The following is a 10,689-nucleotide window of genomic DNA, read 5'->3' on the forward strand; positions in this document are numbered from 1 at the left end:
ACCCGGCCGCCGGCGTTCTCCCCCACCGCCGGTGCCGCCACCCCCACCCTGGCCTCACTGACCGGCGAATGGATGATCGACCCGGCGCACAGCCGGATCGGTTTCTCCGTCCGGCACGCCATGGTCACCACCGTGCGCGGAGCCTTCACCGAGTACCGCAGCAGGCTCTTCTTCGACGGCCACGACCCCGCCCGCTCGCAGGCGGAGATCGTGCTGTCCACCGCAAGCGTCGACACCGGCGTGGAACAACGCGACGCGCACCTGATCGGCCGCGACTTCCTGGACGCCCGCAACTACCCCCGGATGAGCTTCCGGAGCACCGCCGTCGAGGTCGACGGCAACGATGTCTACCGCATGACCGGCGACCTCACCATCAAGAAGGTGACGCGTCCCGTGGTGCTGGAACTCACCTACATAGGCCATGTGACCGACCCGTTCGGCTACGAACGGGTCGGATTCGACGGCACCACCACCATCAACCGTTCCGAATGGGGTCTGACGTACAACGCCAAACTCGCCGAGGGCGGTGCCATGGTGAGCGAGAAAGTGCGTCTGCAATTCGACATCGCCGCCATCCGCACCACTCCCGCCGAATGACGAACCGCTGCTGAGGCGTACTCCGTGACCGCGGTCGCGGAGTACGCCTTGGTAAGGTGCGAGAGTTGCGGCACTTTCGGGAGAGAGGCAAGGCGACGATGCAGGCGTCCGTGCTCCCGCGCGCCGTGGCGGCGGCCACGGTGACCGCCTCGTCCCTGGGCCTGAGCGCCGACGACGCGATCGTGCTGCACGACTCCAACAAGCTCACCCTGCGACTGCTGCCCTGCGACGTCCTGGCCCGGGTGGCACCGGCGGCGGACCATGTCGCGCACTTCGAGGTCGACCTCGCCCAGCGACTCGCCGAGGCCGGGTGCCCCGTAGCCGTACTGGACCCTCGTGTGAAGCCGCGCGTCCACCAACGGGACGGCTTCGTCATCACGCTCTGGACCTACTACGAACCCGCGGAACCACGACAGACCGCACCGCCCGACTACGCCCACGCGCTCCGGCGGCTGCACGCCGGCATGCGCCGACTCGACGTCCCCGCACCCCACTTCACGGACCGCATCGCGCAGGCCCAACACCTCGTGGCGAGCCACGACCGCACTCCGGAGCTCACCGACGCGGACCGGGAACTGCTCGGCGACACCTTGCGGAACCTGAGAGAAGTGATCGGCGAGCGCGGCGGCCCCGATCAGCTGCTGCACGGCGAGCCGCACCCGGGCAACCTGCTCACCACGGCGAACGGCCCCCTGTTCGTCGACCTGGAGACCTGCTGCCGTGGACCCGTCGAATTCGACCTCGCCCATGCGCCCGAGGACGTCGGCGACCACTACCCGGGAGTCGATCACGCGTTGCTGCGCGCCTGCCGGCTCCTCGTCCTGGCGATGATCACGACATGGCGCTGGGAGCGGGACGACCAGCTCCCCGACGGGCGCCGGCTGGGCACGGAATGGCTCGGCGAGATCCGGGCGCGAACGAATCCTCGCGGTCATGTCGAGAACGCCCGACCGGCTCCGTCCCAGGGGTGAACGCGGCCAGGAAAGGTCGCACCAGCACCGAGGAGAACACGATGGCCAAGTATCTGCTGCTGAAGCACTACCGCGGCGCCCCGGCTCCCGTGAACGACGTGCCGATGGACCAGTGGACGCCGGAGGAGATCTCGGCGCACGTGCGGTACATGAACGACTTCGCGGCCCGGCTGGAGAAGTCCGGCGAGTTCGTCGACAGCCAGGCGCTCACCCCCGAGGGGAGCTGGGTCCAGTACGGCGGTGAGGGGCGTCCGCCGGTCACCGACGGCCCGTTCGCCGAGACCAAGGACCTCATCGCCGGCTGGATGATCATCGACGTGGACAGTCATGAGCGCGCCGTCGAGCTGGCCGCGGAGCTGTCGGCCGCTCCCGGGGCGGGCGGCCGGCCGATCCACGAGTGGCTGGAGGTGCGCCCGTTCATGAACCCGCACGCAGGCGTCACGGACTTCGCCGAGCACTGCACCAGCACGGCCCCCGCGCAGGAGTGAGCCCGCCCATGGACGAGGCCCTCCTGCGGAGCCTCACACCGAACGTCCTCACGGTCCTCGTCCGCCGCGGAGCCGACTTCGCGGCGGCCGAGGACGCCGTACAGGAGGCACTGCTCGAAGCGGTCCGCGTGTGGCCGGACGACCCGCCGCGGGACGCGAAGGGCTGGCTGGTCACCGTGGCCTGGCGGAAGTTCCTCGACCAGGCCCGGGCGGACAGCGCGCGCCGACGGCGTGAGGACCGCCTGGAGGAAGAGCCGCCGCCGGGGCCCGCGTCCGCGGTCGACGACACGCTGCAGCTCTACTTCCTGTGCGCCCACCCGTCCCTCACGCCCTCGTCCGCCGTCGCGCTCACCCTGCGCGCCGTCGGCGGGCTCACCACCCGGCAGATCGCCCAGGCCTACCTGGTGCCCGAGGCGACCATGGCGCAGCGCATCAGCCGGGCCAAGCGCACCGTCTCCGGGGTGCGCTTCGAGCAGCCCGGCGATGTCGCCACCGTGCTGCGCGTCCTCTACCTCGTCTTCAACGAGGGCTACTCCGGAGACGTCGACCTCGCCGCCGAGGCCATCCGGCTCACCCGGCAGCTCGCGGCCGCCATCGACCATCCCGAGGTGGCGGGGCTGCTCGCCCTGATGCTGCTGCACCACGCCCGCCGCGCCGCCCGCACGGCGCCCGACGGCAGCCTGGTGCCGCTCGCCGAGCAGGACCGCGGCCGGTGGGACACCGCGATGATCGCGGAGGGTGTCGAGATCCTCCAGGCGGCCCTCGCCCGCGACCGGCTGGGCGAGTTCCAGGCGCAGGCCGCCGTCGCGGCCCTGCACGCGGACGCGCCCCGCGCCGAGGAGACCGACTGGGTGCAGATCGTCGAGTGGTACGACGAGCTCGTACGCCTGACCGACAGCCCCGTCGCCCGCCTCAACCGCGCGGTCGCCGTCGGTGAGGCGGACGGACCGCGCGCGGGTCTGGCCGCGCTCGCGGAGCTGGACGCCGCGCTGCCCCGCCACACGGCGGTGGCGGCCCACCTCCACGAACGCGACGGCGACCTGACGACCGCGGCCCGGCTGTACGCCGAGGCGGCGCGGAAGGCACCCAACCTCGCCGAACGCGACCACCTGACCCGCCAGGCCGCCCGGCTCAACACCCTCCTGCGCCCATGACACGGGCCCGACCGCGCTGATCCGGACGGACGTCGGGACCGCCGGGGCTACCCGTGCGGCCAGCCCGGCCGGTTCAGCAGCTGGTCGGCGAGGTCGTCCAGGTCGAGGTGGCCCGTCTCCGTGCCCGCGGGCACCGCTTCAAGGGTCCGGTGCAGGAACGCCTCCACGGACCGCGCCGACGCGACGAGGACGACCCGCTCCGCTTCCCCGCCCGGCCGCAACTGGACGCAGACCTCGTTCAGCCCGCCCCGCGCCGAGGGCCACACGCGGATGTCCCCCTCCCCCGTGCAGCGGGACCGGCCGCCGATCAGCAGGTCCCGGGCGAACACCCAGCACACCACCGAGTCACCGGCCGCGTGGAAGGCCATGCAGACGGCGTAGGGGTCCGTGCTGTCGTAGATCAGATCGGCCGACACCGGCTGGATCCATTCGTCGTCGAACAGCAGGCGGACGAGCATCCGGCAAGCGACCACGGCCGGTTGGCGAAGGTTTCTCATCGAAAGACCGGGCCACGGCCGAACACGACGCCCACCTTCTGTTTCAAAAGCACCCTCGCCATCGCAGGTCTCCTTCTGGTTGCTCCCGGCACGCCGGCCCACCCGACGGCGCCGTGTGCCCGGGACCATGCTCCGGCCGCCCGTTCCCGCCTCGCGCCCGTGAGATCCCGGGCCGTCACCCTGGCCCGGGCCCTGGTATTCGCAGGCGCACCGGAAACACAGACATAGCGGCTGCGCGGATAGGTGGGCCCCAAACTATGTATCCCCACCACATGTGCGCGTGACCTGCGTCTTCCTAGCGTGTGCCGACACGTACCCGTCCCCACCGCACACGAGGAAGTGGCGCACATGGCCTCCGCAGCATCCGCTCCACCGACCCCCGCCAACCTCAAGCGCATCGTCGCCGCCAGCCTCATCGGCACCACCATCGAGTGGTACGACTTCTTCCTGTACGGTTCCGCCGCCGCGCTCGTCTTCAACAAGCTGTTCTTCCCGGACTCCGACCCCCTGGTCGGCACGCTGCTGTCGTTCCTGACGTACGCCGTTGGGTTCGCCGCCCGTCCTCTCGGTGCTCTGGTCTTCGGGCACTACGGTGACCGGATCGGCCGCAAGAAGCTGCTGGTGCTCAGCCTGCTGTTGATGGGCGGGGCGACCTTCGCGATCGGGCTGCTGCCCACGCACGCGACGGTCGGCGCCGCGGCGCCCGTGCTGCTGACCACCCTGCGGCTCGTGCAGGGCTTCGCGCTCGGCGGTGAGTGGGGCGGGGCGGTGCTGCTGGTGTCGGAGCACGGGGACGCGCGGCGGCGCGGGTTCTGGGCCTCGTGGCCGCAGACCGGGGCGCCCGCCGGGCAGTTGCTCGCGACCGGCGTGCTCTCCCTGCTGACGGCGCTGCTCTCCGACGCCGCCTTCGGCTCCTGGGGCTGGCGGATCCCCTTCCTGCTCTCCGGTGTACTGGTGATCGTCGGTTTGTGGATTCGTCTGTCTGTCGATGAATCACCCGTCTTCCGGCAGGCGTTGGCGCAGGCCGAGGCCCGTAGGGCGGACGGCGGCGCCACCGAGAAGCTGCCACTGGTCTCCGTGCTGCGCCATCACTGGCGCGACGTGCTGGTGGCGATGGGCGCGCGCATGGCGGAGAACATCAGCTACTACGTCATCACCGCCTTCGTCCTCGTGTACGCCACCACGGCGGCCGGCGTCTCCAAGCAGACCGCGCTGAACGCCGTACTGATCGCCTCCGCCGTGCACTTCGCGGTCATCCCGGCCTGGGGCGCGCTGTCGGACCGCGTCGGACGACGGCCGGTGTATCTGCTGGGCGCGGTCGGCGTCGGGCTGTGGATGTTCCCCTTCTTCTCCCTCATCGACACCGGCGGCTTCGGCAACCTGATCATCGCCGTCACGGTGGGCCTGGTCCTGCACGGCGCGATGTACGCGCCCCAGGCCGCGTTCTTCTCCGAGATGTTCGCCACGCGCATGCGCTACTCCGGTGCCTCGATCGGCGCCCAGTTCGCCTCGGTCGCCGCCGGCGCCCCGGCACCGCTGATCGCCACCGCGCTGCTGTCCGACTACGACAGCTCGACCCCGATCGCCCTGTACGTCATCGCCGCGGCCGTCCTCACGGTCGTCGCCGTGGGGCTCGCGAAGGAGACCCGCCGACGGGATCTCGCCGAGGTCGACTCCTCGGCCACCGACGAGTCGGCGAGGACTCCCGCGGCGGACGCCCGGACCGTGTGACCCTTCCGCGACCGGCCCCCGTACGCGACCGCGTGCGGGGGTTCAACGCTGCTCCGCCGCCGACAACCGGTGCAGGCGCAGGGCGAGTTGGATCTCCAGGGCGCGGGCGGGGCTCTGCCAGTCGTCGCCGAGGAGGCGGCCGACGCGCTCCAGGCGCTGGGCCACGGTGTTGACGTGGACGTGGAGTTCGTCCTTGGTGCGGGCCGGGCTCATGCCGCAGGTGAAGTAGGCGTCGAGGGTGCGCACGAGATCGGTGCCGCGGCGTTCGTCGTAGGCGACGACCTGGCCGATGGTGCGGTCGACGAAGCCGGCGATGTCCCGGTCCCCGGCGAGCAGGAGGCCGAGGAACCCGAAGTCCTCGGCGGCGGCCCCGTCACCGGCGCGCCCCAGCAGCCGCAGGGCCTCCAGGCAGCGTCGGCCCTCCTGGTAGGCGGCGGCCACCGCGTCGGGATGGGCGGCCAGGTCGCGGACGGGCGCGGAGGCGCCGACGGTGACCGGCTCATGGACGGCGGTGCCCAGGTGGCGGGCGGTCCGGCGGGCCAGGGCGGTGGCGGTGTCACCGGTCCGCAGCGGCAGCAGCAGGACGGTGCCGCCGTCGCGGGCGGCGGCCAGGCCGTGCCGGGTGGCGGCGAGGTGGGAGGCGGCGGACCACAGGCGCCGGCGGGCGTCGGCCTCCTGCTCGGCGTCGGCGGCGGGGCCGTCGAGGCGGGCGGCGAGGACGACGTGGGTGGCGTCGAGGTCGGCGTGCAGGCGTGCGGCGCGCTCGCGCAGCAGCCGTGGGTCGCGGTCGCGGGCGTCGAGGAGATCGTCCAGCAGCTCGCCGCGGACGCGTTGTTCGGCGTCGAGGGCGGAGCGTCTGGCCAGGAGCAGCAGCGAGGTGACCATCGCCGCGCGTTCCAGGGTGAGTTGGTCGACGGGGTCGAGTCCGGGGTGGCCGTGCAGGACGAGCGCGCCGAGGAGTTCGCCCCCGGCCGCCACGGCCGCGATCCAGTCGTCCTTGTGGCGTACGGCGTGGCCTTCGGCCCGGGAGGCCTCCAGGGGCCCCTGGGGTGTGTCGGCGGCCTCGGTGAACTCGACGGTGCCGTCGAGGACCTGGGAGACGGCCGCGGCCACGTCGTGCACCCCGCCGCCGCGCAGGACGAGTTCGGTCAGCCGGTCGTGGACGTCGGAGGCACGCTCGATGACAGCGCTGCGGTCCCGGATGATCTCGTTGGCCCGCTCCAGTCCGGCGAGGGCCGAGCGGGTCTCGGTGAGGAGGTTGGCGGTGTCGATGGCGGCCGCGGCGAGGGCGGCGAAGGAGCCGAGCAGGGCGATCTGCTCCCGCTCGAAGACCCGGGCCCGCCGGTCGGCGGCGAAGAGGACGCCGATGACGTGGTGGCCCAGCATCAGGGGGACGCCCAGGATGGCGACCAGTCCCTCGTCGCGTACGCCGGCGTCGATGGCGTGGGTGTGCTGGAAGCGGTCGTCCTTGAAGTAGTCGTCGGTGACGTAGGGGCGGGCCGTCTGGGCGACCAGCCCGCCCAGTCCCTCCCCCATCCCGAGCCGCAGCTGCTGGAAGCGGGCGGCGACCGAGCCCTCCGTGACCCGCATGTAGGTGTCGCCGCGCGCGGGGTCGTTCAGGCTGAGGTAGGCGACGTCCGTGCCGAGCAGTGAGCGGGCGCGCTGCACGATCGCCCGCAGGACGGAGTCCAGGTCGCGCAGGCCCGCGAGGTCGTGGGCGGTCTCGAACAACGCCGACAGCTCCGCCTCGCGGCGGCGCCGTCCCTCCAGCTCCGCCCGCACCCGCAGTGCGAGCAGCTTGGCGTGCTCCAGCGCGCCGACGGTCTCGCCGGGGCGGCCCTCCGCGCGCGCCAGCAGCACCGGCTGCTCATAGGCGTCGACGGGCGCGCCCCTGGCCAGCAGCTCCAGGAACGGCGTCTCGGTGGGCGCGGCCGCCGACGCCGCGCCGTCGGCGCGCTCGGCGGACCGCACGTGATCGCGGGACATGGTCACAGGATTCCCCATCCGGTGCTCGCCCCGTCAGCCCTGTGGACAACTCGTCCGTGCACGGCCACGGCCTGCTCAGTGCGCGGTCCAGCCGCCGTCGAGGACGAGCGAGGTGCCGGTGACGAAGGATGCCCGCGGACCGCACAGATACGCCACGGCCTCGGCGACCTCCTCCGGTTCGACGAGCCGCTTCACCGCGCTGTCCTGCAGCAGCACCTCCGTGAGCACCCGTTCCTCGGGGATGCCGTGCGCCTCCGCCTGGTCGGCGAGCTGCCGTTCGACCAGGGGGGTGCGCACATAGCCGGGGTTCACACAGTTCGAGGTGACACCGTGCGCCGCGCCTTCCAGGGCGGCGGTCTTGGACAGACCCTCCAGTCCGTGTTTGGCGGCCACATAGGCCGACTTGTAGGCGGAGGCGCGCAGCCCGTGCACCGAGGAGATGTTGACGATACGGCCCCATCCCTGCCCGTACATGTGCGGCAGGGCGCCGCGGATGAGCCGGAAGGGCGCTTCCAGCATCACGGTGAGCACGGTGTGGAAGGCGTCGGGCGGGAACTCTTCGATGGGGCGGACCAGCTGCAGTCCGGCGTTGTTGACGAGGACGTCGGTGCCCGCGGCGGCGAGTTCGGCGGCGTCGAGGTCGGTGAGGTCCAGGACGTGCGGTTCGACCGTGCCGGCCAGGCCCGCTGCCCGCTCGGCCAGCGTCTCCAGGCCCGCCGCGTCCCGGTCGACCGCTCTCACCTTGGCCCCGGCGGCGGCGAGCCGCAGCGCGCAGGCGCCGCCGATGCCACCGGCGGCGCCGGTGACCAGGGCGGTGCGGCCGCCGAGGTCCAGGGAGGGGGTGTGGGGGGCGGATGCGGCGTTGAGCGGGGTCATGGCACGACCCTAAGCAGCGGGGACGCCCGACCACATATGGTCAGGCCCCATACTTCAGCCCGAAGTGGTGGGGTCGAACCATGTGGGTGCGTCCGACAGTGCCTGCTTGATCCGGTGCAGGGCGAACTCGTTCAGCTCCGGGAGGGCGTCCACCTCGAACCAGCCGACCTCCAACGACTCGTCGTCGTTGACCCGGGCCTCGCCGCCGACGGCCCGGCAGCGCACCGAGATGTCCATGTACTGGCAGACGTCCCCGTTGTCGTACGTGACGGGCTTCAGCGCCTGGACGACGAGCACCCGCTCGACGACGCAGTGCACCCCCGTCTCCTCGTGGACCTCGCGCACCGCGCAGGCCGCGGGCTGCTCCCCCGGCTCCGGGATGCCGCCGATCAGCGACCACTTGCCGTTGTCGGAGCGGCGGTTGAGCAGGACTCTGCCCTCGTCGTCGAGGACGACGGCGCTGACACCGGGCAGCCACAGCAGCCGTTGGCCGATGGAGGACCGCAGATCACGGATGAAGTCGGGGGTAGCCATGATCCCGACCCTAGCTGGCCGAGGACGCTCCCCCGGCCCGCCGGCCGCGCACCCCGGCGCCGATCGCCCAGCCGAGGCCGCCCGCGGCGACCAGCACCAGGGCGATCTCCGGAAGGATGCCCAGCTTGGTGGCCGGCGTCTGCGAGGAGCGCAGGGGCACCTTCTGGACCAGGTAGGCCGGGACGAACATGCCGGTCTTCTGGGTGATCTTCCCGTCCGGCATGATGACCGCGCTGACGCCGCTGGTGACCGGGACCGTGACGGTCCGGCTGTGCTCGACGGCGCGCACGCGGGACATGGCGAGCTGCTGGTAGGTCATCTCGCTGCGGTCGAAGGTGGCGTTGTTGCTGGGCACGGAGATCAGCTGCGCGCCGTCGGTGACCTCGGAGCGCACGGCCCAGTCGAAGGCGGCCTCGTAGCAGGTGACCAGGCCGACCTTGGCGTGGTCCATGGTGAACACGCCCGGCTTGGTGCCCCGGCTGAAGTCCTGGCGGACCATCGAGGTCCAGTTGCTGTTGATGGCGCCGATGAGGCCGCGCAGCGGCAGGTACTCGCCGAAGGGCTGGATCTGCCGCTTGTCGTAGGTGTCTGTCGGGCCCTTCTTCGGGTCCCACAGGATCTGCTCGTTCCACAGCTTGCCGCCGCGCTCGACGACACCGCCCACCGAGATGGGCACGCCGATCGCCTTGGCCGCGTTGTCGATGACGGCGTAGGCGTCGGCGTTGGCGAAGGGGTCGACGTCGGAGGAGTTCTCCGGCCACAGCACGAAGTCTGGCCTGGGGGTCTTGCCGGCCTTGACGTCGGCGGCCAGCCGCAGCGTCTCCCGCGCGTGGTAGTCCAGCACGGCCCGGCGCTGCTCGTTGAACTCCAGACCCGAGCGGGGGACGTTGCCCTGGATGAGCGCGACGGTGGCGTAACCGTTCTCGGCCTTGTCGCTGACCAGCCCCCGGGCGGCCACCGCGCCCACCACCGGGACGGCCACGCTCAGCAGGGCCACAGTGGCCGCCGATCGCCGGACCTCCCGCGTCCGCCGCCCCTCGACGACCACACGTACGACGTCGTACAGCCCGAAGCCGCACAGGACGACCCCGAAGCCCAGCACGGGAGTGCCGCCCACCGCGGCCAGCGGCAGGAAGACGCCGTCGGCCTGACCGAAGGCGATCTTGCCCCAGGGGAAGCCGTGGAAGGGCACACGCGCGCGTGCCGCCTCTCCCGCGATCCACACCGCGGCCGCCCACAGCGGCCACGCGGGCAGCCGCGACACGAGCGTGACGCCCGCGCCGACCAGCGCGACGAAGACCGCCTCGATCGCGGCGAGGGCGATCCACGGCACCGGGCCGACCTCCACGCCGGTCCACACCAGCAGCGGCAGCAGGAAGCCGAGGCCGAAGAGGTAGCCGAGCCCGAGGCCCGCCTTCCAGCCGCGGCCGCGCAGGACCCAGCCGAAGCCGGCGAAGGCGGGCAGGGCCAGCCACCACAGGGTGCGCGGCGGGAAGCTGACGTAGAGGAGCACTCCGCAGAGCGCGGCGACGAGGGCCGGGACGAGGCGTACGAGGCGCGCCGTGCGCGAGGCGGGCACAGGCTGCGGCCGCAGCTGGTCCGACTCGTCCACGGAGGTTGCGGTGACGGTCACTCCGGGAGTGTACGGCGGGTGACCTTGGCCGGGACAGCGCGGTCCGGATGGCGGCCCACGGCGCTGAGCGGGGCGGTCGCCGCATCGTTCCTGCACACCCCGTCCCAACTCATCCACAAAACGTCCATCAGCCGTTACGGTGAGCCCAGCCACAGTCGTCCGGCCGGTCACGGCCTCGACGGCCTGGTCGTGCGAGGTCGGGGGGCTTCGGTCGGGTTCCGG

The 10,689-nt window shown here is 72.2% G+C and carries 10 protein-coding genes; 5 read left to right on the forward strand and 5 right to left on the reverse strand.

From position 1 onward, the window contains the following. Positions 1–72: 72 nt before the first annotated feature. The 4 genes from GRC12_RS36045 (at position 73) to GRC12_RS36060 (ending at position 3,210) form a co-directional block, all read left to right on the forward strand. The gene (locus tag GRC12_RS36045) at positions 73–597 is read left to right on the forward strand and encodes a YceI family protein (protein ID WP_208784257.1); all 525 of its coding nucleotides are present in this window, start codon (positions 73–75) and stop codon (positions 595–597) included. 98 nt (positions 598–695) lie between these two features. After that, positions 696–1,568: a phosphotransferase enzyme family protein gene (locus GRC12_RS36050; protein WP_208784243.1), complete on the forward strand. Its 873-nt coding sequence runs from the start codon at positions 696–698 to the stop codon at positions 1,566–1,568. A 41-nt stretch (positions 1,569–1,609) separates the two neighbouring features. Further along, positions 1,610–2,056 carry a YciI family protein gene (locus tag GRC12_RS36055; protein ID WP_133045160.1) on the forward strand — a complete coding sequence of 149 codons (447 nt, stop codon included), beginning with the start codon at positions 1,610–1,612 and terminating at the stop codon, positions 2,054–2,056. 8 nt (positions 2,057–2,064) lie between these two features. Continuing rightward, positions 2,065–3,210 carry an RNA polymerase sigma factor gene (locus GRC12_RS36060; protein WP_208784244.1) on the forward strand — a complete coding sequence of 382 codons (1,146 nt, stop codon included), beginning with the start codon at positions 2,065–2,067 and terminating at the stop codon, positions 3,208–3,210. 47 nt (positions 3,211–3,257) lie between these two features. On the opposite strand, the gene GRC12_RS36065 is transcribed toward GRC12_RS36060, so the two are convergent. Beyond that, positions 3,258–3,707, reverse strand: coding sequence for an SsgA family sporulation/cell division regulator (locus tag GRC12_RS36065; RefSeq protein WP_208784245.1), 450 nt, complete (start codon positions 3,705–3,707; stop codon positions 3,258–3,260). Between the two features lie 348 nt (positions 3,708–4,055). On the opposite strand from GRC12_RS36065, the gene GRC12_RS36070 reads away from it, so the two are divergent. After that, the gene (locus GRC12_RS36070; protein ID WP_208784246.1) at positions 4,056–5,438 is read left to right on the forward strand and encodes an MFS transporter; all 1,383 of its coding nucleotides are present in this window, start codon (positions 4,056–4,058) and stop codon (positions 5,436–5,438) included. 42 nt (positions 5,439–5,480) lie between these two features. Here the strand turns inward: GRC12_RS36070 and GRC12_RS36075 are convergent, their stop codons facing one another. The 4 genes from GRC12_RS36075 to lnt form a co-directional block, all read right to left on the reverse strand. Further along, the gene (locus GRC12_RS36075) at positions 5,481–7,424 is read right to left on the reverse strand and encodes a helix-turn-helix domain-containing protein (RefSeq protein ID WP_208784247.1); all 1,944 of its coding nucleotides are present in this window, start codon (positions 7,422–7,424) and stop codon (positions 5,481–5,483) included. A gap of 75 nt (positions 7,425–7,499) precedes the next feature. Next, the gene (locus GRC12_RS36080) at positions 7,500–8,300 is read right to left on the reverse strand and encodes a 3-hydroxybutyrate dehydrogenase (protein ID WP_208784249.1); all 801 of its coding nucleotides are present in this window, start codon (positions 8,298–8,300) and stop codon (positions 7,500–7,502) included. 54 nt (positions 8,301–8,354) lie between these two features. Beyond that, positions 8,355–8,834: an NUDIX hydrolase gene (locus GRC12_RS36085; protein ID WP_208784252.1), complete on the reverse strand. Its 480-nt coding sequence runs from the start codon at positions 8,832–8,834 to the stop codon at positions 8,355–8,357. Positions 8,835–8,844: 10 nt separating this feature from the next. Then, the gene (gene lnt, locus GRC12_RS36090; RefSeq protein WP_208784254.1) at positions 8,845–10,467 is read right to left on the reverse strand and encodes an apolipoprotein N-acyltransferase; all 1,623 of its coding nucleotides are present in this window, start codon (positions 10,465–10,467) and stop codon (positions 8,845–8,847) included. Between the last annotated feature and the right edge of the window lie 222 nt (positions 10,468–10,689).

This window comes from Streptomyces griseorubiginosus (assembly GCF_017614965.1).
Lineage (GTDB): Bacteria > Actinomycetota > Actinomycetes > Streptomycetales > Streptomycetaceae > Streptomyces > Streptomyces griseorubiginosus_B.

What these genes read in the sequence shown, in the direction of transcription:
- GRC12_RS36045 (WP_208784257.1), top strand. Translation starts at nt 73, where the DNA reads ATGATCGACCCGGCGCACAGCCGGATCGGTTTCTCCGTCCGGCACGCC.
- GRC12_RS36050 (WP_208784243.1), top strand. Translation starts at nt 696, where the DNA reads ATGCAGGCGTCCGTGCTCCCGCGCGCCGTGGCGGCGGCCACGGTGACC.
- GRC12_RS36055 (WP_133045160.1), top strand. Translation starts at nt 1,610, where the DNA reads ATGGCCAAGTATCTGCTGCTGAAGCACTACCGCGGCGCCCCGGCTCCC.
- GRC12_RS36060 (WP_208784244.1), top strand. Translation starts at nt 2,065, where the DNA reads ATGGACGAGGCCCTCCTGCGGAGCCTCACACCGAACGTCCTCACGGTC.
- GRC12_RS36065 (WP_208784245.1), bottom strand. Translation starts at nt 3,707, where the DNA reads ATGAGAAACCTTCGCCAACCGGCCGTGGTCGCTTGCCGGATGCTCGTC.
- GRC12_RS36070 (WP_208784246.1), top strand. Translation starts at nt 4,056, where the DNA reads ATGGCCTCCGCAGCATCCGCTCCACCGACCCCCGCCAACCTCAAGCGC.
- GRC12_RS36075 (WP_208784247.1), bottom strand. Translation starts at nt 7,424, where the DNA reads ATGTCCCGCGATCACGTGCGGTCCGCCGAGCGCGCCGACGGCGCGGCG.
- GRC12_RS36080 (WP_208784249.1), bottom strand. Translation starts at nt 8,300, where the DNA reads ATGACCCCGCTCAACGCCGCATCCGCCCCCCACACCCCCTCCCTGGAC.
- GRC12_RS36085 (WP_208784252.1), bottom strand. Translation starts at nt 8,834, where the DNA reads ATGGCTACCCCCGACTTCATCCGTGATCTGCGGTCCTCCATCGGCCAA.